Origin of the sequence: Vibrio sp. 10N.261.54.E10 (assembly GCF_002877735.2) — a bacterium.
GTDB lineage: Bacteria > Pseudomonadota > Gammaproteobacteria > Enterobacterales > Vibrionaceae > Vibrio > Vibrio crassostreae_C.
This window is the reverse complement of record NZ_MCXE02000003.1, coordinates 338355-361664: the sequence shown is the minus strand read 5'-3', so window position 1 is coordinate 361664 and position 23310 is coordinate 338355. Positions and strand designations below refer to the sequence as shown.

Annotated in this window: 21 protein-coding genes; 8 read left to right on the top strand and 13 right to left on the bottom strand. The window is 46.1% G+C overall.

The window, feature by feature from the left end:
* Positions 1 to 5: 5 nt before the first annotated feature.
* Positions 6 to 1118 carry a 2-iminoacetate synthase ThiH gene (thiH, locus tag BCU07_RS20555; protein ID WP_102428196.1) on the top strand — a complete coding sequence of 371 codons (1113 nt, stop codon included), beginning with the start codon at positions 6 to 8 and terminating at the stop codon, positions 1116 to 1118.
* 114 nt (positions 1119 to 1232) lie between these two features.
* Here the strand turns inward: thiH and BCU07_RS20550 are convergent, their stop codons facing one another.
* Both BCU07_RS20550 and BCU07_RS20545 read right to left on the bottom strand, forming a co-directional pair.
* Positions 1233 to 3023, bottom strand: a complete 1791-nt coding sequence (locus tag BCU07_RS20550) for an aminopeptidase P family protein (protein ID WP_102393433.1) — start codon at positions 3021 to 3023, stop codon at positions 1233 to 1235.
* A 122-nt stretch (positions 3024 to 3145) separates the two neighbouring features.
* Entirely contained in the window at positions 3146 to 4087 is a 942-nt protein-coding gene (locus BCU07_RS20545; RefSeq protein ID WP_004736656.1) for a LysR substrate-binding domain-containing protein, read from the bottom strand.
* A gap of 101 nt (positions 4088 to 4188) precedes the next feature.
* Here BCU07_RS20545 and BCU07_RS20540 point away from each other — a divergent pair, with 101 nt between their 5' ends.
* Together BCU07_RS20540 and BCU07_RS20535 are read left to right on the top strand one after the other, a co-directional pair.
* The gene (locus tag BCU07_RS20540; RefSeq protein ID WP_029235524.1) at positions 4189 to 5388 is read left to right on the top strand and encodes a multidrug effflux MFS transporter; all 1200 of its coding nucleotides are present in this window, start codon (positions 4189 to 4191) and stop codon (positions 5386 to 5388) included.
* Positions 5389 to 5490: 102 nt separating this feature from the next.
* Positions 5491 to 5772, top strand: a complete 282-nt coding sequence (locus BCU07_RS20535) for a hypothetical protein (protein ID WP_102428197.1) — start codon at positions 5491 to 5493, stop codon at positions 5770 to 5772.
* Between the two features lie 99 nt (positions 5773 to 5871).
* On the opposite strand, the gene BCU07_RS20530 is transcribed toward BCU07_RS20535, so the two are convergent.
* From BCU07_RS20530 to BCU07_RS20515, 4 genes are all read right to left on the bottom strand, one after another.
* Entirely contained in the window at positions 5872 to 6330 is a 459-nt protein-coding gene (locus BCU07_RS20530) for a DoxX family protein (RefSeq protein ID WP_017061322.1), read from the bottom strand.
* 1 nt (position 6331) lies between these two features.
* Complete coding sequence (locus BCU07_RS20525; RefSeq protein ID WP_102428198.1) at positions 6332 to 7099, bottom strand: DNA-binding domain-containing protein; 768 nt, start codon at positions 7097 to 7099, stop codon at positions 6332 to 6334.
* The gene (locus BCU07_RS20520) at positions 7096 to 7956 is read right to left on the bottom strand and encodes a DUF692 domain-containing protein (RefSeq protein ID WP_017061324.1); all 861 of its coding nucleotides are present in this window, start codon (positions 7954 to 7956) and stop codon (positions 7096 to 7098) included. The genes BCU07_RS20525 and BCU07_RS20520 overlap by 4 nt, the downstream gene beginning before the upstream one ends.
* Before the next feature lie 64 nt (positions 7957 to 8020).
* The gene (locus tag BCU07_RS20515) at positions 8021 to 8281 is read right to left on the bottom strand and encodes a DUF2282 domain-containing protein (RefSeq protein ID WP_004736650.1); all 261 of its coding nucleotides are present in this window, start codon (positions 8279 to 8281) and stop codon (positions 8021 to 8023) included.
* A gap of 264 nt (positions 8282 to 8545) precedes the next feature.
* On the opposite strand from BCU07_RS20515, the gene uvrD reads away from it, so the two are divergent.
* Positions 8546 to 10720, top strand: a complete 2175-nt coding sequence (gene uvrD / locus BCU07_RS20510; protein WP_102428199.1) for a DNA helicase II — start codon at positions 8546 to 8548, stop codon at positions 10718 to 10720.
* Positions 10721 to 10841: 121 nt separating this feature from the next.
* Here the strand turns inward: uvrD and tpx are convergent, their stop codons facing one another.
* The 5 genes from tpx to rarD all read right to left on the bottom strand — a co-directional run bounded on the left by tpx (position 10842) and on the right by rarD (position 16522).
* The gene (gene tpx, locus BCU07_RS20505) at positions 10842 to 11339 is read right to left on the bottom strand and encodes a thiol peroxidase (RefSeq protein WP_017061326.1); all 498 of its coding nucleotides are present in this window, start codon (positions 11337 to 11339) and stop codon (positions 10842 to 10844) included.
* A gap of 783 nt (positions 11340 to 12122) precedes the next feature.
* The gene (gene ggt, locus BCU07_RS20500; protein ID WP_017062985.1) at positions 12123 to 13880 is read right to left on the bottom strand and encodes a gamma-glutamyltransferase; all 1758 of its coding nucleotides are present in this window, start codon (positions 13878 to 13880) and stop codon (positions 12123 to 12125) included.
* 91 nt (positions 13881 to 13971) lie between these two features.
* Entirely contained in the window at positions 13972 to 14634 is a 663-nt protein-coding gene (locus BCU07_RS20495; RefSeq protein WP_102428200.1) for a LysE family translocator, read from the bottom strand.
* Positions 14635 to 14732: 98 nt separating this feature from the next.
* Positions 14733 to 15527, bottom strand: coding sequence for a helix-turn-helix transcriptional regulator (locus BCU07_RS20490; protein ID WP_102428201.1), 795 nt, complete (start codon positions 15525 to 15527; stop codon positions 14733 to 14735).
* Positions 15528 to 15613: 86 nt separating this feature from the next.
* On the bottom strand, positions 15614 to 16522 hold the full coding sequence (gene rarD, locus BCU07_RS20485; protein ID WP_017061330.1) for an EamA family transporter RarD: 909 nt from the start codon (positions 16520 to 16522) through the stop codon (positions 15614 to 15616).
* 179 nt (positions 16523 to 16701) lie between these two features.
* On the opposite strand from rarD, the gene recQ reads away from it, so the two are divergent.
* The 3 genes from recQ (at position 16702) to BCU07_RS20470 (ending at position 19818) form a co-directional block, all read left to right on the top strand.
* Positions 16702 to 18540 carry an ATP-dependent DNA helicase RecQ gene (gene recQ, locus BCU07_RS20480; RefSeq protein ID WP_017065746.1) on the top strand — a complete coding sequence of 613 codons (1839 nt, stop codon included), beginning with the start codon at positions 16702 to 16704 and terminating at the stop codon, positions 18538 to 18540.
* A 49-nt stretch (positions 18541 to 18589) separates the two neighbouring features.
* Entirely contained in the window at positions 18590 to 18901 is a 312-nt protein-coding gene (locus BCU07_RS20475; RefSeq protein ID WP_017061332.1) for a DUF3630 family protein, read from the top strand.
* Positions 18902 to 19146: 245 nt separating this feature from the next.
* On the top strand, positions 19147 to 19818 hold the full coding sequence (locus BCU07_RS20470; protein ID WP_017061333.1) for a 7-cyano-7-deazaguanine/7-aminomethyl-7-deazaguanine transporter: 672 nt from the start codon (positions 19147 to 19149) through the stop codon (positions 19816 to 19818).
* A 102-nt stretch (positions 19819 to 19920) separates the two neighbouring features.
* Here BCU07_RS20470 and gppA read toward each other — a convergent pair whose 3' ends face one another.
* Both gppA and rhlB read right to left on the bottom strand, forming a co-directional pair.
* Positions 19921 to 21414 (bottom strand): guanosine-5'-triphosphate,3'-diphosphate diphosphatase, encoded by a 1494-nt coding sequence (gene gppA, locus BCU07_RS20465; RefSeq protein ID WP_017062980.1) that lies wholly within the window; start codon positions 21412 to 21414, stop codon positions 19921 to 19923.
* 6 nt (positions 21415 to 21420) lie between these two features.
* Positions 21421 to 22731 (bottom strand): ATP-dependent RNA helicase RhlB, encoded by a 1311-nt coding sequence (gene rhlB, locus BCU07_RS20460; RefSeq protein ID WP_017062979.1) that lies wholly within the window; start codon positions 22729 to 22731, stop codon positions 21421 to 21423.
* Positions 22732 to 22842: 111 nt separating this feature from the next.
* On the opposite strand from rhlB, the gene trxA reads away from it, so the two are divergent.
* Entirely contained in the window at positions 22843 to 23169 is a 327-nt protein-coding gene (gene trxA / locus BCU07_RS20455; RefSeq protein WP_010440700.1) for a thioredoxin TrxA, read from the top strand.
* The last annotated feature ends 141 nt before the right edge of the window (positions 23170 to 23310 follow it).

Below are 23310 nucleotides of genomic sequence, written 5' to 3'. Positions count from 1 at the left end.
TCCTTATGACGTTTGTTGATCGATTTAAACAGCTCAACTGGGATGACATTGGTATGTCCATCTTCAGTAAAACGGCAGCGGATGTTGAGCGCGCTCTGAGTAAACCTAAACGCGACTTGGAAGACTTTAAGGCTCTTATCTCTCCGGCAGCAGAACCTTACTTAGAGCAAATGGCGCAACAATCGTTGGCACTCACACGCAAGCGATTCGGCAATACAATGTCGTTGTATATTCCATTGTACCTCTCAAACTTATGTGCGAATGCGTGCACGTATTGTGGTTTCTCAATGGAGAACCGCATTAAGCGTCGCACACTTACTTTAGATGAAATCGATGCTGAAAGTGCCGCTATCAAAAAGATGAAGTTTGATAGTGTATTGTTGGTGACTGGTGAACATGAAACCAAGGTCGGGATGAAGTACTTCCGTGAAGTGCTACCGAATATTAAGGCACAATTTAACTATCTTGCGATGGAAGTGCAGCCGCTTGATCAACATGACTACGCAGAGCTTAAAACTCTCGGCTTAGATGCGGTGATGGTTTACCAAGAAACGTATAGCCCAAGTACCTACGCGGAACACCACTTGCGTGGCAATAAAATGGATTTTGAATACCGGCTCGAAACGCCCGATCGTTTGGCAAAAGCGGGTATTGATAAGATAGGTATTGGCGCTTTGATTGGCTTGGAAGATTGGCGTACCGACTGTTTCTTCGTGGCCGCTCACTTAGACTATCTTGAGCGTACTTATTGGCAAACACGTTACTCGATTTCATTCCCACGTCTTCGTCCGTGTGAGGGTGGTTTGCAGCCTAAATCGATTATGAGTGATAAACAGTTGGTTCAACTTATCTGTGCGTATCGCTTATTAAACCCTGAGGTTGAATTGTCTCTCTCGACTCGTGAGTCTGCAGCTTTCCGCGACAATGTGTTGCCATTGGGAATCACCAGTATGTCGGCTGCGTCTAAAACCCAGCCTGGTGGTTATGCTTCTGATGAAGAAGAACTCGAGCAATTTGAAATAAGTGATGAGCGAAGTGCTGCCGATGTTGAGTCAATGATTCGTCAACGTGGTTTTGATCCTGTGTGGCGAGACTGGCACAGTGCTTACTCTGGTTAGCGAACACACAGATTTATGTTCCACGTGAAACATCGACGAAGTTAAATCGACAAATAAAAACGGCTACCCTAAGGTAGCCGTTTTTCATTTCATTAAGTTTGAATTAGCTAAGCATTAAGCATGAGCAAGTGGAGTGGTTGATTGGCGTAACCATTCCAATGTATCACCTTCAACTAATGGGCTAACATCGTTCCATACTTTCTGGTGGTAATCATTAAGCCATGCAAGTTCAGGTCGTGTCAGTAAATCGACGTTGATGTTGCGCTTATCGATAGGGCAACGTGTTAGCGACTCAAACGTTAGTACTGAGAAGTCACCTTGAGTTGGCAGCTCAACCACCAGTTCTAGGTTTTCGATACGGATACCAAATTCATCTGCACGATAGTAACCCGGCTCGTTTGATAACACCATGCCTTCAACAAGAGGTACATCGATTAGCTTCTTAGAGATGCTTTGCGGACCTTCATGAACACTTAGGAAATGACCAACACCGTGACCAGTACCGTGGTCGTAGTCGAAGCCTTCTGCCCATAAGTGTTGGCGAGCTAGAATATCAAGTTGGAAACCACGAGTACCCTGTGGGAAACGTGCACGCGCGATACCGATGTGACCTTTAAGCGCTAACGTGAACTGCTGGATCATTTCGTCGCTTGGCTGGCCAATCGCGATAGTTCGAGTGATGTCGGTTGTACCATCTAGGTACTGACCGCCTGAATCGACTAGGTAAAGAGTATTCATCTCTAACTGACCTGGTTCAGGTTGGTTCTCGTGGTTGTAGTGACACATTGCTGCGTTGCCGCCTGCTGCTGAAATCGTGTCAAAACTTAGGTCCATCAGCGTTGGGTCTTGTTCGCGGAATGATTGAACTTTGTCTGCTAGCACAGCTTCATTGTGCAGATTACCTTGCGTGACTTCTGCATCAATCCAAGATAGGAACTTCGCCATCGCAACACCATCACGAATGTGACACGCTTTCATGCCGGCAATTTCAGTTTCATTCTTTGCTGCTTTTGGCATTAGGCATGGGTCTGCTGCTTCAATGATATGAGCACCAGAGTTTTGTAGAACCAGCGTGTACCAAGCGTTACTGGTACCTGAATCGACAGATACATTTTTGCCTTCCAAAGATTGAAGGCGTGCTTCAAGCTCTGATGGGTGAGATACGCGAATACCATTGCCAACGTGTGCTTCAAAGCCCGTAGGAATACGAGCTGGGTCTAGGAAGAAGTCGACGCTTTCATCGGCGTGGATGATCGCATTGGATAACACAACAGGTAGGCGAGATACGTCCAAGCCGCGAATGTTAAGCAACCAACAGATCGAATCGAGTTCCGTAAGGATAGCGGCATCAGCACCTTTGGCTTTTAGTAAGCCAGCAATCTCCGCACGTTTGCTTTCACTTGATTGGCCTACTGCGTCTGTTGCCATTAAGCGAACATCAGACACGACAGGCTCAGGACGATCAGACCAAAGCTCATCAATTGGATTCGAAGATAGTGTTGTTAGTTCAACTTTCTCTGCCAGTTTAGCTTGAGCGCCTTTCAACCAAGCAGCAGTGTGCATGCGTGGGTCGAATGCAACCTTGCTGCCTTGTGCTAGAGAACTGGTGATCCAATCTAAAGCCGGCTCTTCAATAAGGTGGCGATACTCAAATAACTCTGCTGGTACCTGCTTACGAACCTGAACCGTGTAGCGACCATCAACAAAAATAGCAGCGTTCTCACGAGTGATAACTGCCGCACCAGCAGAGCCAGTGAAACCTGTTAACCAGTGAAGTCGCTCGTTATGAGCAGGAACGTATTCACCTAGATATTCGTCTTCATGTGGAATGATAACGGCATCTAGGTTGTTTGTTTCAAGCCAAGCTCGAACCGCAGCAACGCGTTCAGCAGTGATATTGTGCATCTGTGTTTATCCTTATTGTTAGGGTCCTTGTTAACACTCACAGTCGATATACATGCGAGGGGACTTATTAGGTCAATAAGCTAGCGCTTTTGTTCGTTTGCTGCAAACGCTGTACGCCATTTTTATCTAAGGTGCAGAGTTTTTTCTTTGATGATATCTCGTAGCCAAGTTAACGCTGGGTCATTTTCTCTGTCACGGTGCCAAAACAGAGTGTATGCCATCGGTGGGAATTCCATCGGTAAAGGGACAACCACTAAGTCGAGTTGCTTGGCGACGAGGTAAGTAAAGTGGCTTGGTGCAGTAAACACAAAGTCGGTGTAGGTACATAGGCTTGCGGCGCTATTGAAGTCTGGAACAGAAATAGCGATATCTCGCTGATGACCAAGATCAGCTAGTTTGTAGTCGAGCAGCCATCGATCGTTCCCATCACATCTTACTTGTACATGACGCTGCGCAAGGTAGGTTCCCAAATCCCATTTACCACTTAGAGCAGGGTGGTTACGCCTTAATACACACATCTGTGCATCACGGTAGATCTCTTGTTCGCAGATGTCGTCTGGCGGCAGCATGGTTAAGCGCGCGTCGTTGATGTCGATGTCTTTGCCTGTGAGTCCGATATCTAACTCACCAAGCTGTAGCTTCTTAAAGGTTTGCTCGGTCCACGCGTGGGTGTTGATATTGACCTTAGGCGCTTGTCGAAATATTGCTGGTAAGAAGTGCGGAAGAATCAGCGGGTAAACACTCTCAACGGCAGCGATGTGAAAGCTGTGGTCGCTGTTATTGGGAATGAATGTCTCAGGCTGAGTGAGAACATCAAGTTGGTTGATCAACGTTTCTAAGCGAGGCTTAAGGAAAACAGCTTTCGGTGTTGGTCTCAGGCCATGTGCGCTTCGCGTGAAAAGAGGGTCATTAAATTGTTCACGAAGCTTGGCTAACGATTTACTTACAGCCGATTGACTCAGACACAATCGATGTGCGGTGCGCGTGACGCTTAGCTCTTCCATCAGCACCTGCAAGCAAACTAATAGATTGAGGTCGAGGCGCGATAGTTTCTCAATATTCATATGAGTTTCCTATTTGGAATAATGCTAATGAGTATATGCCATTTTTGTTCATATCTTTAGTTGGTTATTATGCACCTAAATTAACTCATTCGGAGAATCTTGTGCCTTCTAACGCGCTTCCAACCCCTAGTAAACTGCAGGTTGCTTTATTGGCAATGTTGGTTTTATTTAGCCCTCTGGCTATTGATATCTACCTACCAGCTCTGCCACAAATTTCGACAGCGTTTCACGTGGAACATGCACTAGCACAAGATACGATTACCTGGTTTTTATTCGCCATGGGTGTCGGGCAATTATTTGCTGGCCCTTTGGCTGATAAGCTAGGACGTCGAACCGTTGCATTGGGAGGTGTTAGTATCTATGCATTGAGTGCTTGCTTGGCGTGGGCAGCTCAATCGATTGATATGATGCTAATGGCTCGGCTGCTACAAGGCTTAGGAGCTTGTGCGACTTCTGTAGCAGCCTTTGCAACGGTTCGCGATCTATTTGGCCCAGAGAAGAGTGGCCGTATGATCAGCTACCTTAATGGTGCAATCTGTTTTATTCCTGCTTTGGCACCCATTCTTGGCGCTTGGTTAACACATCAATTTGGTTGGCGCTCGAACTTTAGCTTTATGGCAGGCTTTGCTGTCGTTGTTGGCACTATCTTATTCTTCCAAATGAAAGAGTCTAACCCTGCGACAGAAAAGGTTGCGGTATTCAAGCTTGAGCGATACTGGTCAGTATTGAAAACACCATCATTCCTTTTCCACGCAACCTTGTGTCTGATGGCGATGGCGGTTATCCTCGCTTATGTAACCTCTGCACCAGTTGTGTTGATGGAAAACCTAGGCCTGACCATGAAAGAGTTTACTTTCTGGTTTGGTGTTAATGCGGCCATCAACATTGCAGCTGCGTTTACTGCACCTAAATTTATGGACCGTTTTGGTACCTATAAAGCACTGGTGGTTGGTATCTCGACGCTGGGCTTAGCGGGTGTGATTATGTTGGTGCTTGCTGAGCACGCTACTCCAATCGCGTTCATGCTACCGATCTTCTTATCGTCAGTTGGCTTTGCTTGGATTCTTGGTGCTGCGGCAGGTAAAGCTCTAGAACCTTTCGGTGACCGTGCGGGTACAGCTGCTGCGCTGCTTGGCTTGTTCCAAATGAGCGGTTCAGGGCTTCTTGTGGGTACCATGCAACGTCTTGATTTAACGTCGCAAGTGATGATTGCTCTGCAAATGTTCCTGATTGTTCCTGCGTTATTAGTGCTTGCGAGCAAAGCGGGTAAGTCTTGGCACACGACGTTTGCTAAGGCATAAGTTACAAGGGTGACAAAATATACAAATGGCGGTTTTCGAAACGTTAAAACATGGTATATTTGTCACTCATTGAAACGTTAGTCCCCAACGGAAAATACTGTAATGTCATTAACAACCTACGAAATGGCGCGCGTCTTAGAAAAAATGGAAGATGCACCTGAAAAGGTCATGTTTGGTAAACTGCTTAAAGAGCTAGGCAACCAAAGTGAAGAGCGTATTCGCAGTGCGGCAAAACAAGTTCCAATCGATACTTTGCGAGATATCATTTACCAATTTCAGCGTGTGGTAGAGTCTCGTAAGGGTGAGCAGGTTCAGCTATTGGCAAAAGAACTTGCAGAGCAAGGCATCTCTGCTGAAGAGCTACAAGCTTTTCTAAATAAGTAAGCTTATCCCAGTTAAAAAAGAAACCACTCAATTGAGTGGTTTCTTGCGTTTGGGCTGTAGCATTTAGCTTTAGCAGTTCAAAAGAGGTGAAAACTTATTTTAATTCCTGAACTGCGCTTTCAAAACTCTATCAAGTGAGAATGGTCCTGCGCCCCACACGACAACGATAAGAATCATTAACCCCCAAAGCTGATGATCGTAGAAGCCTTGATCCCACAATACAGGGTAAGACACGACAGCAATGATATTGAAAACGAACAACACCGCAGCCATAGGTCGTGTTAATAAACCGAGCGCTAAAAACATCGGTAGAATTAACTCAGCGGCAGTGCCCATGTAAGCAGCCAATTCCCAAGGTAGCAGTGGCACTTGGTATTCCAATTCAAACAAGTAAAGCGTGCTATCCCAAGTAGCTATCTTGGTGAGTCCAGAATTAAAGAATACCCACGCCACCCAAAGGCGACAAAATAGTAGAAGCACTGGAACAAAAAGTGCCTGTGATTTCTCAATCAAACTGTCGTATTGAGCCATCATGTTCGTGACTGTGTTGTTATCCATGTTATGCCTCCAATTCGGCATTGATTGAAAACCCTGAGATGACGTTTAGCGCCATAACAGTATTCAGATGTTGTAGTAATAAAGGATCGATTGCTGAGAGTGTTCGACCTGATTGCAATTCAGTGAGGAGTTGGTGGCTCTCTTCACTCAAACTATGGCTCTCAACCTGTGAATTCTCAGCTCGGATTAACACCCCAAATTCAGCTTGGTTGATGTCTAGCCCATCAAGTTGCTGCTGATAGATGGCGTGTTCAAGCGCGATAATCGTGTAACTAGAATGAATCAGTGTTATTGAATCTTTGAGATGAAAGACTAAAGCGCCTTGTTGCTCTTGTGGTACATCTGCAAGGCAAGAAAGAGGTCTCTGGTCGACATGTGCTTGTGACGAAAATCTTACCAAGCTATCTTTCTGCCATTCATACAAAGCCACTTCACCGAGATAAGGTGCAGCCTCAATAACGGCAGGAAAGGCTTGGATAGTCTGTTCAAAGTGTTCACCGTAACCACTGACATCACCAGAGGTCGATGGATAATGTAAGACATGTTGACGAGCCATCTGTTGGAAGCACTCTTCACCAACCAACATTTCAGTGAGTGGGTAGGTTGCTGCCAGAACTTCGCTCAAGCTGATCACAAAGTTATTACGGTAAATCTGGATGCGTTGTTCATCGGTAAAATGGTCGCTCACTATGTCGCAGTACTCACTATTGTTTTGATAGCGTAGGGCGTTAGCAAACTCCAATTGAACCTCTGCTAGGGAGTGGCTCATGAGGCGCGACTCCTTTGGTTGAACTTGTCGTGTTGATACAAGATATCACTGGCTTTGGTTGCTTCAGCCAATAAAACTTGTGGCTCTGGGATATCGAGATCCCACTCAATCAAGGTATGGCGCAAACCATGTTGTGCAACCCAGTCAGTGTAGAGTTTCCACACTTCGTCACAGACAGGTTTACTGTGTGTGTCTATCCAGATCTCACCTTGTTCAAGCTTCTTTTTGGTAAAACCTGCCAAGTGAATCTCTTCAACTTTGTCTGCTGGTATTCCGTTTAAGTACTCTTCACAACTAAAGCCATGATTAAAAGATGAGACGAAAATATTATTGAAATCGAGCAGTAGGCGACACTCAGTACGCTTTTGTACCTCAGCCAAAAACTCCCACTCAGGAATAGTAGAATGCTTGAAGGATAGGTAGCTCGATGGGTTCTCAATCAACATCGGGCGTTGCAAGCTGTCTTGAACCTCGATGACATTACGACAGAAGACTTCCAATGCTTCTTCTGTGTAAGGCAGCGGTAGCAAGTCATTGAAGTAATGACCACCTGTCTGACTCCAACTGAGATGATCAGAAACCAAGAAGGGTTCGATATCATCAATGAGCTCTTTTAATTGCACAAGATGATGTTGATTGATGCGCTCAACAGAACCTAGCGACAACCCAACACCGTGACAACTGATGTTGTGTGCGTGACGAATTTCTCTGAGTTGTTGTCGTTGCGGTGATTGAGCTAAGAAGTAGTTCTCGCTGTGAACTTCTAACCAACTTACTAAGGCTGGATTTTGGCTAAAGAAGTCCAAGTGCGGTGTTCTAAGGCCAACCCCTGCGTAGGGGTGAAGAGTTTGAGTCACAACGATTCTCCTAACAAGAAGTGGAGGTGAGCTGAATGTCAGCTCACCATACTAAGCAGCTCAATTATGATGATTGAGTGTTACCACCTGATAATTTGCCACATAGCCCTTTAGGTACGACTACGAACGCATCGGATTGGTTGTCTTCTTTTGCTGTACCCGCACATGAGCTTGTTTTGGTTGCACAATCATTTTGGCCAGCTTTTGCCACACCGTAGCATTTTTCTTTTGCTGCTGCTTCCGCAGGTGCTGATGTAAGAACTGCACCGCCGAACGCTAGTACACTTGTGATTGCAGCTGTAACAGCAAGATTAGAATTTTTCATAGTCATTCCCTCTAGGACTTAATAGTATTTTCATATCGCAGGTTAATGGATTGTTAACTTGCTTACTAAAAAGGATTGGAACAACCGGGAAATAATTTCACGGTATTATAAAAATTATCAATATTAATGATGTTTCATCTCTTAAGTTATTGAATTAATGATGTTAATTTTTGATTGTTTTTTCTTCTTATTATCCTAAACGCAGCCTAGTGTTTAGGTTATAATCAACTTTTATGTATAAATACCCAGTAGTGAGCATATCCAATGATAGATCCTTCGCTTTTACTCGATGGCCTAAACGATAAACAACGTGAGGCGGTCGCGGCACCTTTAGAAAACCTACTTATTCTGGCAGGTGCAGGCAGTGGTAAAACGCGAGTGTTGGTGCATCGTATCGCTTGGCTGCAAAGCGTAGAGCAAGCATCACCGTTCTCTATTATGTCGGTTACCTTCACCAACAAAGCGGCAGCAGAGATGCGTGGTCGTATTGAAGAGTTGATGATGGGTAGTTCGTCAGGCATGTGGAACGGCACCTTCCATGGTATCTGTCACCGCATCCTTCGTGCTCACTACCTAGATGCAAAACTGCCAGAAGATTTCCAGATCATTGATTCTGATGATCAGATTCGTTTGCTACGCCGCTTAATCAAGGCGCAAAACCTCGATGAAAAGCAGTGGCCTGCTAAGCAAGCTTCTTGGTGGATCAATGGCAAGAAAGACGAGGGGTTACGCCCAAGTCACATTGACGCCTACCATGATCCAATAACTCAAACGTGGTTAAAGATCTATTCTGCTTACCAAGAAGCATGTGACCGTGCTGGTTTGGTCGACTTTGCGGAAATCTTGCTGAGATCGCATGAACTATTACGCGATAAGAAACACATTCGAGAGCATTACCAAGCACGCTTTAAGCATATCCTTGTCGATGAATTCCAAGATACCAACAACATCCAATACGCTTGGCTTCGGATGATGGCTGGCCCAGATTGTCGCGTGATGATCGTAGGTGATGATGACCAATCTATCTATGGTTGGCGTGGTGCGAAGATCGAAAATATTCAGAAGTTCTTGGATGAATTCCCAGGAGCTTCGACGGTTCGACTTGAACAAAACTACCGTTCAACTAAAACCATTCTGCAGGCGTCGAACGAGCTTATCTCGAACAACACCGAACGTATGGGTAAAGAGCTGTGGACCGATGGTAACGATGGCGAGCCAATCTCTGTGTACTCAGCTTATAACGAGCTAGATGAAGCACGTTTCACGGTCAGCAAAATCAAAGAGTGGCAAGAGAAAGGCGGTGCGTTAGAAGATACCGCGATGCTTTATCGTAATAACGCCCAATCTCGTGTTCTTGAAGAAGCTTTGATCCAAGGTGGTCTACCTTACCGAATCTACGGCGGCATGCGATTCTTCGAGCGTCAAGAAATCAGAGACGCCTTGAGCTACATGCGCCTCATGAGCAACCGCAGTAATGATGCCGCGTTTGAACGTGTGGTTAATACGCCAACGCGTGGCTTGGGTGATAAAACGTTAGAAACGATTCGTCTTGCTGCTCGTGATCGTGGTGCAACCATGTGGGAAGCCAGTGTTGCTTTGATAGAAGAGCAAGTGCTACCCGGTCGTGCTACGGGCGCATTAAGTCGTTTTATCGAGCTGATTAATGCGCTTGAAGATGACACGTTGGAACTTAGCCTGCATGAACAAACCGACCACGTGATTAAATCGTCGGGTCTGTTTGCTATGTACGAGCAAGAGAAGGGTGAGAAGTCGAAGGCACGTATCGAGAACTTGGAAGAATTGGTAACGGCAACGCGCCAGTTTGAAAAGCCGGAAGAAGCGGATGAGATGAGCATGCTGACGGCGTTCTTAACTCACGCAGCTTTGGAAGCGGGTGAAGGTCAGGCCGATGAGTTTGACGATGCGGTTCAGTTAATGACTTTGCACAGTGCTAAAGGCCTAGAGTTTCCAATGGTGTTCATGGTGGGTGTCGAAGAAGGCATGTTCCCAAGCCAGATGTCGGCCGAAGAAGCGGGGCGTTTAGAAGAAGAGCGTCGCCTGTGTTACGTAGGCATGACCCGTGCGATGGAGAAGCTTTACATCACTTATGCTGAGATGCGTCGTCTGTACGGTCAGGACAAATATCATAAGCCATCACGTTTTATTCGTGAGCTGCCAGAAACCTGTCTGGATGAAGTGCGTATGAAAGCGCAAGTCAGCCGCCCTGCAAGCAGTGGTCGCTTTAGCCAAACCGCTGTGAAAGAGAACCTCAATGAAACAGGCTTTAGCTTGGGCTCTCGCGTGAAGCACCCTAAGTTTGGTGAAGGCACCATCATCAACTTCGAAGGAAGTGGCCCACAAAGCCGAGTTCAAGTGGCGTTTAATGGTGAAGGGATTAAGTGGTTAGTAACGGCTTACGCGCGTTTAGAGCAGCTTTAATCTATTACTTCAGCATCTAATAACCGTTCATTATTGAAAACAAAAAGAGCAGCCAATGGCTGCTCTTTTTTATTGCGCACCGCTTTAAGCGGTCATAATACATGACTGACTAGAATGGATCTTACAGTGCTTCAAGTGCCGCTTCGTAGTTTGGTTCTTCAGTGATCTCTGCAACCAACTCACTGTGTGTTACCACACCCTTTTCATCAACAACGACAACTGCACGTGTTGTTAGGCTTGCTAGTGGACCTTCAGCAATCGCTACGCCGTAGTCTGATGCGAATGTAGGAGAACGGAAAGTTGAAGCGTGTTGAACGCCTTCAATGCCTTCTAGTTCGCAGAAGCGACCTGCAGCAAATGGTAGGTCAGCAGAAATACAAACAACCACCGTGTTCTCAAGCTCTGCCGCTTTTGCGTTGAACGTACGTACGCTCGTTGCACAAGTTGCTGTGTCGATGCTTGGGAAGATGTTTAGAACCACTTTCTTGCCTGCAAGAGAAGCAAGAGTCAGTTCAGAAAGATCGCCTGCAGTTAGTGCAAAGCTTGGTGCTTGTTCGCCAGTTTGTGGGAATGTGCCAGTTAGCGGTACAGCAGCGCCTTTGAAGGTAACGTGTGACATGAATTGTCCTTAGTTTAATTATGGTTATGAAACTAGTTGAGCCTAGTTCGACTTACGTTACTCTGAAGTGGTTAAGAAGTGAATGCTTTAAATGTCCGAATTGTAATCAAAGGTCTTTGATTTACTTGATTGAGAGAGGGATAAGTGAAGCGACAGATAAAGAAAAACCCCGAGAGCTTGCGCTCATCGGGGTCTATAGTCTTACTCGCAGCAATCCGGCTACTAAGTGTGCTCCATGCATCAAATCCATGATAGTGTGCTGTTATCCTTCAGCGTATTCCTTTCGTCGCCTTCCTAGCGGTGTCCTTGATCTTATCCTGATCTGCCAACAATCCTCGTTAGCGCGCGTCACTTGTTCCTTGAGCGGTGTCCTTTACATCATCCTGATGTTCAGTCCTTTCCTCGTCCAGAGGTGTCCATTGTCTTTCCTTAGTAGCAACCATCCTAGTTACTATTGCGTCCATTCAATGTCCATTTCGCTATCCATGCCGATTATTCATCCTGAGTAATCGAATCTTCATCCTGAAGATAACCAAGTCCTTGGCGTTTCCTGTTCCGTGTCAGCATCCTTCCGACATCATTCATATTACCGATTCCTTATTTATCAGCAATGGTGCATAAGCGAATTTCTATATAATTATTTGAATGATAAATGCACGTATTGTTTAATTTCAAATGGTTACAGTATCTAGGTGCCTAATTTCGCAGTTAAATATCGATATTTACTCACTGCCTTGTGAGAGATCTCGCACAAGGCTGCGAGTAAAAAGGGAGGATTATTCCCTATTGGCCAATAGCTGCACCTTCACGGCGAGGGTCTGCAGCACCTTCTAGACCATCTTTTGTGATGCGAATAGCGTGTAAACCCGAGTTAAGATCGCGAACGTTGACCTCAAATCCCATCTTTTCTAGCTCAGGTTTGAAGTTTTCCGCTGATGTTCCTTTTTCCAAATCTAAGGTACCGAAGCGATTTAGGAAGTGTGGTTGGTTGATCGCTTGTTGGATATCCATGTCCCATTGGGTGTGAGCAATGATCGCTTGTGCCACATAACCGATGATACGGCTGCCTCCCGGAGAGCCAATTGCCATGTAAGGCTTATCGTCTTGCATGATAATGGTCGGCGCCATTGAAGAACGTGGACGCTTACCTGGTTCAAGTCGGTTCGCGATAGGCTTGCCATCGTTATGAGTCTTGAATGAGAAGTCGGTCAGTTCGTTGTTGAGTAGGAATCCTCTTACCATCAGGCGTGAGCCAAATGCGTTCTCGATGGTGGTGGTCATCGATACGACATTGCCATCACTATCGACAATGTTGAAGTGGCTGGTGGACGGCAACTCAATAGAAACATCTTGGCTTCTCTGCATCGCATGATCCCACGGTGGGGTGCCTGAAGGTGCGCTGTCTAATGCCTTACCTGCGGTAATTAACTGAGCACGCTCCTGCAAATAGTCAGTATTCACTAACCCTTGGGTTGGCATAGGCACATAATCTTGGTCTGCCATGTACATACCACGGTCTGCAAAGGCTAAGCGAGAAGCGTCTGCTAACACTTGCCAAGATTTTGCGTCGTTTGGCCCCCATGATTTGAGGTCAAACTGCTCAGTCATTGCAAGGATTTGTCCAACCGTTAACGCACCAGAGCTTGGTGGCCCCATTCCGCAAATATCGTAGCTTTCATAAGCAGAACAAACCGGTTCGCGCTGCTTGATCGAATAGGCGTCGAAATCTTTCTGTGCCAATACGCCCGGGTTACCTTTCGCTGTTTGTACTGTGTTAATGATGTCGGCAGAAATCTCACCTTGGTAGAAAGCTTTAGCACCATCCTTCGAGATAGCGTGTAACGTTGCCGCGTATTCAGGGTTCTTAAGTTGCGTGCCAGCGGCTTTCGGGCTGCCATCGGCATTGAAGAAGTAGGCTTTAGTTGTCGCAAAGCGGCTCAGACGTTCTTGGTCGTTTTCGATCAAGGTGGCTAAACGTGGGCTGATAGTAAAACCTTCTTCAGCTAACTGAGCGATAGGTTTAATCAGTGATGCCCATTCGAGCTTGCCGTATTTCTGGTGAGTGTCCCACAGCAATTGCACCGTGCCCGGCGTGGCAACAGAACGACCGCCAACCACGGCATCATAGAATTTAAGCGGTTGTCCGTTTTCGTCTTGGAATAGACGTGGGGTGGCATCAAGTGGCGCAGTTTCACGGCCATCGTAGGTCTTGAGCTGTTTGTCTTTGCCATCAAAATAGACAAGGAACGCGCCGCCACCAATACCTGATGACTGAGGTTCCACTAAGCCAAGCATAAGCTGCACTGCAACCATGGCGTCAATTGCGTTACCACCACGGGCAAGTACATCAGCACCGGCTTGTGTTGCAAGAGGGTTGGCTGCGGTGACCATCCAATCGTTGGCTTTAACGAGTTGTTTGGTTTCTAAACCACTACTTTGTTCGGGTGCGACGGAATCGGCAGCTTGATTTGCCCAACTGACGTGAGAGGCAAAAAGTAGGGTAGAAGTGGCGAGGGTTGTTAGTTTTGTTTTCCACTGCATGATCTTCTCCTTTTAATATGCAGAGCTAGATTGGCAGCGGAAAGATTAGATAGCCAGTGCGTTGTTAACGAATTGTAATATTGATTCGAATTTAAGCGATTAAACCGGACAGCGACTGCCAAAGAATACTCGCGCCAATCAGGCTGAATACCACGCCACATAAGCCATCGATGTATACCGTTGCTTCGCTAAGTTTCTTCTGTAGAGCCTTAGTCGAAAGCATCCACGCCAGTAGTGAAAACCAAAACAGAGACAGACCAAACAAGATAATAAGCGCAAAGCCTTTACCTGATAGAGACATGTCGGCAGGCACTAAGCTCGACATCAAGCTAATAAAGAACACCAAAGCTTTTGGGTTGAGAATATTGGTCGCAAACCCTTTCGAAAATGCCTGACGCTTGTTGGTCAGAATCAGATCGTTGGAATTGACGGTATCGGCATCATCATCGTGGTTCTGAATGATTTGCCAGGTTGCTTTAAGTGCTCCGTAACCTAAGTACAGTAAGTAGCTACCGCCGGCTAGTTGGATAATGGCAAATAATGTCGGTTGTTGGTGGACTAGGTAACTGATTCCCGTCAGGCTGAGCAACGAATGCAGTAAGATCCCGCAAGATAAACCAAGCGCAATGTACAAGCCTGTTTGTCTGCCGTGGCGTGTCGCATTTTGCACGACTAACGCAAAGTCAGGGCCGGGGCTCATCAAAGCGATGAAATGGATAGAGGCGAGGGTGATCAGTATGGTGACTTCGTTCATGTCAGTTCTCAATAACGTTGCCGCTATTATTAAATAAGTAATCGTATTGAGCGTAGCTTACCGCGATTTGAAATCGAGCAATTGTAAATTATCAACACTTAGTTGATTTGTGAGGGTGGTACGCCGAATGTGGTTTTGAATGCCTTGGAGAAGTGTGCTTGATCATAGAAGCCTACTTGGTGCGCGACTTTAGTACCACAGATCCCAGATTTAATCAGGCGCATGCTCTGTTCCATACGTAAACGGCTCAGCCACGCGTAAGGGGTGATGCCCATTCTGTTCTTAAAGTGGCGTTGGAATTGAGTTGTGGTTAAGCCGCACAGCTCAGACAGTTGTTCTAATCGCACTGGCTGGTCCAAATTCGCCATCAAATAGTCTTTGAGTGTATTAATCGATTGATTACCCAGTTTGATGTCACTCTTCGATCCAAATTTTGCATAACGATCGACAATCGTTGAGAACCCCTCGAATGGTAAGCAATCTTGAGCGAGTTGGCTGATGTTTGGATTGATAAGCAGCCCATGGAGGTTACGCAATTGTAAAAAAGTCGCTTGATCGGAGAGGATCAACTCAGAAAAGCCCAATGTGTGACCATTTTGCTTGGGATCGGCAAGATCTTGAAACCATTCGGGAGAAGCTGCAAACACACTGACTTGATAACCTGAATCGAGTTTGGAGTGCCCATCATGCAGCTCATCAGGTGGCATGATAACCACTTGGCCTGCACCGACATGGTGGCTCGCCCCTTTATAGGCGAATTTTTGCTGCCCTTGGGTAATTAAGCCGATGTGAAAGTCCAAATGATAGTGACGCTGAAAAGCAAACTCTTGGTATTGAGCTTGGATCAGGCTGATATCTTCTGTTGGGGTAGAGTAGTAGTGGACTTTATCCATGGTACAAAAAAGCTTGGTCAAATAGTCATCAATTCAACCAAGCTTATCTGCGTATTAAGGGATTGTCTTGTAAAAAACGATCAATATCACTGTTTCGCGCGTTTGTTCTTCTTGTTGTTACGCAGGCCATCAAAGCTGAAAATAACCAGTGCTCCCCATATGAAAGCAAAGGTGATCGCTTTATCTGAGGTAAAGGCTTCGCCGTAGATCAGAACCGCCAGTAAGAACATCAAGCTTGGACCGATGTACTGGAAGAAACCGAGTGTTGATAGCTTCAAGCGAGTTGCAGCGCCAGTAAAACACAGCAATGGAACCGTGGTGATCACACCGGCAGCAACCAGTAATAGGTTGAGTTGCATCGGGTTCATCGATAAGTTTGAGGTCGGGCTATCGGCAATAAACAGTAAGTAGGTTGCGGCGAGAGGCAGCATCACCAGAGTTTCAATGAACAGACCCGTTTGTGCTTCTAAGCTGACTTTCTTACGCAGCAAGCCATAAAAACCAAAGCTAAAGGCTAGGGCAATGGCGACGATAGGCACTGAGCCGAAGGCAATTAATTGGATTAATACGCCAATCGCAGCCAGAGCCACAGCAAACCATTGCAGCTTACGTAAGCGTTCGCCAAGGAAGAGCATCCCAAGTAACACGTTAATCAGCGGGTTGATGTAATACCCCAAACTGGCATCGAGCATGTGATTGGAGTTCACCGCCCAGATAAAGATCAGCCAGTTAGCACCCACCAAAATAGACGTCGCTACCAAATAGAGCATTTTTGGTTTTGAGGTCAGGGTATCGCGGACTTTACGCCAGCTGCGGCCAATGTGCAGTAAGAAAGCGAGTAGGAAAAAAGACCATACTACACGGTGGCTGAGGATCTCTAACGGGGAAACGTCACTTAAAGATTTGAAATATATAGGGGCGATACCCCACATTGTGTAGGCGCCGACGGCAAGCAAAACTCCTTGGCGCGTACGTTGTTGTTCTTCCTGTGTCATGCATCTTTCTCTAGCACTGAGTGCTTATTAATAAGATTTATAAGAGAGTTGGTCAGTATAGGAGCGATAACCCTTTTCACCTAACAATTTGCGGTTTAATTCGCCAGCGTTCCCCTCTACAATGTGCGACTTGCTTGCCGAAGATGCTTGCTGATTTCATACCTCGATTAGGAACCACAATGACCGCCACTCTGATTGCTGAGCAAATACCAACTCCCGCGAATGATGCGCAAACCATCTTACAAGATGTGTTTGGCTATCAAAGCTTTCGCGATGGTCAGCAAGAGGTCATTGATTTGGCCGTTGAAGGCAAAGACAGCTTGGTGATTATGCCAACCGGTGGTGGTAAATCTCTGTGTTACCAAATCCCTGCTTTGGTTCGTGAAGGGCTGACTCTGGTTATCTCGCCGCTGATCTCGTTGATGAAAGACCAAGTCGATCAACTGAAGGCCAATGGTGTTGCTGCTGAGTGTATTAACTCTTCAATGCCACGTGACCAATTGCTGAATGTGTTCAATCGCATGAACTCAGGTCAGCTGAAAATGGTGTATGTGTCACCAGAGCGTGTGTTGATGCGTGATTTTATCGAGCGTCTTCAAGGTTTACCGCTTTCGATGATTGCAGTCGATGAAGCGCACTGTATCTCTCAATGGGGTCACGACTTCCGCCCTGAATACGCATCATTAGGTCAGCTTAAACAGTATTTCCCGCATGTGCCTTACATGGCGCTCACAGCAACCGCTGATGATGCGACGCGCAAAGATATTATCTCGCGCTTACAGCTCCTGGACCCGCATACTTACTTAGGCAGCTTTGATCGCCCTAATATTCGCTACAACTTGGTTGAGAAGCACAAACCCGTGTCACAGGTGGTTCGCTACCTAGAAACACAAAAGGGCAATTGCGGCATCATCTACTGTGGTAGCCGTAAGAAAGTGGAGATGGTGACCGAGAAGCTGTGCAATAACGGTATTCGCGCCGCGGGTTATCACGCTGGTATGGACACCGATGAGCGTGCTTACGTTCAAGAAGCCTTTCAACGCGATGATATTCAGATCGTGGTCGCGACTGTGGCTTTCGGTATGGGCATCAACAAACCCAACGTACGTTTCGTGGTGCACTTTGATATCCCACGTAATATCGAGTCTTACTATCAAGAGACAGGCCGTGCAGGTCGTGATGGTTTGCCTGCTGAAGCGATGATGTTGTTTGACCCGGCTGATATGGGTTGGCTGCGTCGTATGCTAGATGAGAAAGAAGAAGGCCCACAGAAACAAGTTGAGATGCACAAGCTGAATGCGATGAGTGCCTTTGCTGAAGCGCAAACGTGTCGTCGTCAGGTTCTGCTTAACTATTTTGGCGAATATCGCGAGAAGCAATGTGGCAACTGCGATATCTGCTTAGATCCACCAAAACACTTTGACGCGACCCAAGAAGCACAGAAGGCGTTGTCTTGTGTGTACCGTGTGAATCAGTCATTTGGTATGGGCTACGTGGTCGAAGTAATGCGAGGCATGCAGAACATCCGTGTCCGCGATAATGGTCACGATAAGCTATCTACCTACGGTATTGGCCGCGATCACAGTCATGATTACTGGATCAGTATCTTCCGTCAGCTGATTCATAAAGGCTTGCTGTTCCAGAACATCACTCGTAACTCAACTTTACAGCTAACAGAAGAAGCCCGCCCGCTGCTGCGCGGTGAGATGTCTTTGGAATTGGCTGTTCCTCGTTTAGATACAGCGGTGCGTAATGCTAAGTCCGATAAGTTAAGCAGCAAGAATTACGATAAGAAGCTGTTTGCGAAACTGCGTAAGCTGCGTAAGTCGATTGCTGATGAAGATGGCTTGCCACCATATGTGGTATTCAGTGACGCGACCTTGATTGATATGGCTGAAATACTACCTACTTCATACGGAGAAATGCTGGCAGTCAACGGTGTCGGTCAACGTAAACTCGATAAGTACGCAGACCCATTCTTAGATTTGATTCAAGAACACATCACCACACACGGTTAGTTTGCAAGAAACGTCTAACTAATAGAAAAAGAATAAGGTTGATAGGGACATGACAACACAAACAGAATTTGGCTTAAGAGAGTATTTAGCTGAGGAAGGGCGTTTATTGATTACGTCTCCAAGTTTTGATTTTGATTCTTACGAAGTGCTAGGTGAAAAGCTGGTGGCGTTGCTGTCAGCGTCTGTTGTTGAAAAACAATGGGACGCCGATATGCACTCTTGGTTGATTGATTTTGAAGATTGTCGAATGTTCTTAAAGTCCGAACATTACAGTGAATCAATTTGGTTTGAGTCGTTAAACGCTGAAGAAAGCCGAGAAGAGTTTGATTATCTCGCGACGCTTTTTAAGCGCGGTTTTTAACTTTTGGCATCTCTTCTAAAACACAGCTTCTAGAGCTATTCACCAATAAAAGTGAGAATAAACGTTTGCGTTTGTTCTCACCGTTGCAGCCAATATTGATTAATGTATAATCGCCCGCCGCTCAGCAGAGCAATTTTTAGATACATTTTTTAATTCACATTATTGGTAAGAGCTTTCTTGGATTATTCGAAGAAATGACTCGATTTGGGTTCCCTCACCCCCAAACCAAACTAAAAAGGTACAGCATGAGTAACTTTACCCCTGCGCAACAGCGCAAAGCCTTAGCACTATTAGTTTTGTTCCATTTGGTGATTATTGCGTCAAGCAACTATCTGGTTCAGCTACCTTTTACCGTCTTCGGTATGCACACCACTTGGGGTGCTTTCACTTTCCCGTTTATCTTCCTAGCGACCGATCTGACCGTACGCATTTTTGGCGCGCAGCTTGCCCGTAAAATCATTTTCTTAGTGATGCTACCAGCTCTGGCCGTTTCTTATTTCTTGTCAGTGGTGTTCTTTGAAGGTTCATTCCAAGGCTTTAGCCAACTAGGTGAGTTCAACTTGTTTGTTGCACGTATCGCCGCGGCGAGCTTCATGGCTTATTTACTGGGTCAGATCTTGGATGTACATGTTTTTAACCGCCTACGTCAGCTTAAACAGTGGTGGGTAGCCCCAACATGCTCAACGTTATTCGGTAATGCCATTGATACCATCGCATTCTTTGCGATTGCTTTCTACCAAAGCCCAGATCCATTTATGGCCGAGCATTGGACTGAGATTGCCTTAGTCGATTACGGATTCAAACTTATCATCAGCTTAGGCTTGTTCGTGCCTATGTACGGCGTGCTTCTTAACTACATTGTTAGAAAGCTAACCGCAGTGAACCCTGACTTTAAAGCGACAGGCGTGAACGCTTAAGTTTGAGATTTGTAACACAAAGCATTAATGCAGCGATAAGAAAAAGCCCAAGTTAGTCTACTAACTTGGGCTTTTTTTAATTTCTAGCGTCAGATACTAATATCAGAGGCATTTAATATTCAATGGCCAGCCAATATCGGTTTGTCTATTCGACTCGATCTCTAGCTCTGCAGCGGTCAGCGGATTGTCAGCTAACCATTGCTTAGAAAGCGTTAGGGTTAGATTGTTGTCATTCGTCGTCAGTTTGAACTCAGGCTCTAGCGCTGGGTTACGACGGTGGGTCAGCAAAATAGCTAAACGCAGAATACGTAAAATACGCTTGCTGCTGGTGCCTGAGATAGCGTGTTGCTCTGGTAATGAGGTTAACTGTTCACGGTAGCGACGAGTTAACTCACCCAAGTAGTGCTTTTGCGCTCGAGTAAAGCCAGGTAGGTCTAAGTTTTGCAGCAGATAAGCGCTGTGCTCACCGCCTTTTTTGAAATCGATGGTTAAACCAATCTCGTGAAGCTTAGCTGCCGTTTGCAATAGCACACCAGCTTGAGGTTCTGAAACCCACGCTTCGGCGCCCGCTTGGTCTAGCAGCGTTTGTGCGACTACAGCAACTTGTTCACCGTAGCTTACGTCCATTTGGTAGCGTGATTGAACACTCTTAATGGTACGCGCTCGGATATCTTCTTGGCGAAGCTCATCAACCATCTCGTAGGCTAGGCCTTCACGGAGTGCGCCGCCTGCGAGTGTCATTGAATCTATTTCAAGCAACTCAAAAATAGCAATAAGAATGGAAAGGCCACTCGGGAACACTAATGCGCGTTCAAGGGTAAGTCCTTCGATTTCTAGCTCTTCCAAGCGCTCAGTAATCATCGCTTGTTTCTGTAGACGCTTAAGTTTGGCATGAGTAATCACTTCATCCATGCCTTGCGCCAACATGATCTCTTGCAGTGCTTGAACGGTACCGCTGGCGCCCACACACACATCCCATCCGATATCAGTGTAGCTATCTAGGATAGGAGCCAACGTCGACTTCGCCGCTTCAATGGCGTTGTTAAAGTTGGTAGCGGTTAATTGGCGGTTTTTAAAGTGGCGCTCAAGCCAAGTAACACAGCCCATCTTTAGGCTGGTTAGGGCTTTCGCTGAGAAGCCTTCACCAATGATCATCTCGGTGCTTGCGCCACCAATATCAACAACCAGTCGGCGGCCGCTGCCACCAGAAGTGTGTGCTACGCCTTTATAGATAGTCGCAGCTTCTTCTTCTCCGGAGATAACATTGATGTCGTAACCAAGGATCTGGTTCGCTTTCTCTAGAAATATATCCACATTGATAGCAGTACGTAGGGTCGCTGTACCGACAATGCGGATATTTTCTTTCGGAATATCTTGAAGTCGCTCTGCAAAGAGACTCAAACAGTCCCAACCGCGCTGCATGGCTTCTGTACTAAGCGCATTATTTTCATCTAAGCCTGCAGCTAAACGCACTTTGCGCTTAATTTTAGCCATGGTTTGTACGCTGCCATCGATATGACGCACAACGAGCATATGAAAACTGTTCGACCCGAGGTCGATTGCAGCGTAAAGCGGGGGTGACACTGTTTGACTCATAAGCGACTAAGCTTCCTTGTTATGACGCGGTTGGCGTGGGCGACGGTTCTGGTTTGGTTTACGGTTCCCGTTGCGTGGGCCATTGTTGTTTGAGCGGCGTTGTTGCGGGTTACGTGTACGTAAGCGCAATGGTGCTGGTAGATCTTCTAGCAGTGCAGAAGCATCGTAGTCAGACACAGGGATCGCGTGCTCAATGTATTCTTCGATTGGTGGCAAGTTGATTGCGTAATCTTCACAAGCAAAGCTGATCGAGTGACCACTTGCACCAGCACGACCTGTACGGCCGATACGGTGAACGTAATCTTCACAGTCATCAGGTAGGTCGAAGTTGAATACGTGTGTTACTTGAGGAATGTGTAGACCACGTGCTGCAACGTCGGTTGCGACAAGCAGGTCAACATCACCTTTAGTGAATTGCTCAAGAATCTTTTCACGTTTCTTCTGAGGAACATCGCCAGTTAGCAGGCCAACACGGTGACCATCTGCAGCTAGGTGACCCCAAACAGACTCACATTTGTGCTTAGTGTTAGCGAAGATGATAGCGCGCTCTGGCCACTCTTCTTCAACTAGAGTCTGCAGCAGTGCCATTTTGTGTTCGTTTGATGGGTAGAACAGTTCTTCCTGAATGCGGTGACCTGTTTTACGCTCTGGCTCAACAACAACATGCTCAGGGTTGTGCATGTGTTCGAACGCTAGCTCTTGTACGCGGTAAGACAATGTCGCAGAGAACAGCATGTTCAGGCGATCTTTTGGCTCAGGCATACGGCGGAACAAGAAGCGGATGTCTTTGATGAAACCAAGATCGAACATGCGATCAGCTTCGTCAAGAACAACAGCTTGAATGTGGTTAAGGTTAAATACCTTCTGCTTGTAGAAATCGATGATGCGGCCAGTCGTACCAATTAAGATATCTGCGCCTTCTTCGATTTTACCTAGTTGCTTGTCGTAGCTTTCGCCACCGTAAGCAAGTGCTGCCTTGATACCTGTGCTTTCAACCAGAGAGTCAGCATCGTTGTAGATCTGAATCGCGAGTTCACGCGTTGGTGCCATAATAATCGCACGTGGCTGGTTAGGCTTACGCCCTTCATGCTCAGATGTTTTTAGCAGGTGGTTAAAAGTAGCAGTAAGAAACGCAAGCGTTTTACCAGTACCCGTTTGGGCCTGGCCTGCAATGTCTTGGCCGGTGAGCAGTACCGGGAGCGCCAAGGCTTGGATAGGGGTACAATAATCGAACCCTTTTTTCTCCAATCCTTCAATGACTTGCGGAAGTAAATCCAAGTCGGCGAACTTTTGCTCTGTGATATGCGTCTTTTTCATTGCTATAGAATATCAGCTTAAGCTTGCAATACGAAAGTAAATACATTCCAATAGGGCATCTATTTACTGGTTATCATCCAACCAGTTCTAAAAAATACATTGGAGTGGAAGATGAGTGATAAGATTTTGCAGCTAACTGATGACGGTTTTGATAACGATGTAATCAATGCTGCAGGCCCTGTTCTTGTTGATTTTTGGGCAGAATGGTGTGGTCCATGTAAAATGATTGCGCCGATTCTTGATGAAATCGCAGACGAGTACGAAGGCAAGCTCACAATCGGTAAATTAAATATCGACCAAAATGCTGGTACTCCACCAAAGTTTGGTATTCGCGGTATTCCAACGCTACTTCTTTTCAAAGATGGCGGCGTAGCAGCGACTAAAGTTGGTGCATTATCTAAAACTCAACTTAAAGAGTTCTTAGACGCTAACCTTTAATCAGGTCAGCATTTGAAAAGAAACCGTGCAGTTAACAAATGCGCGGTTTTGTTTTTTCTAAGCTATGGACTAGTCTTAGTTTTAGTGCTAATTTATCGCACGTTAATTGAACGAATTTCTCTTCTTGGTCGATCCTGTGAC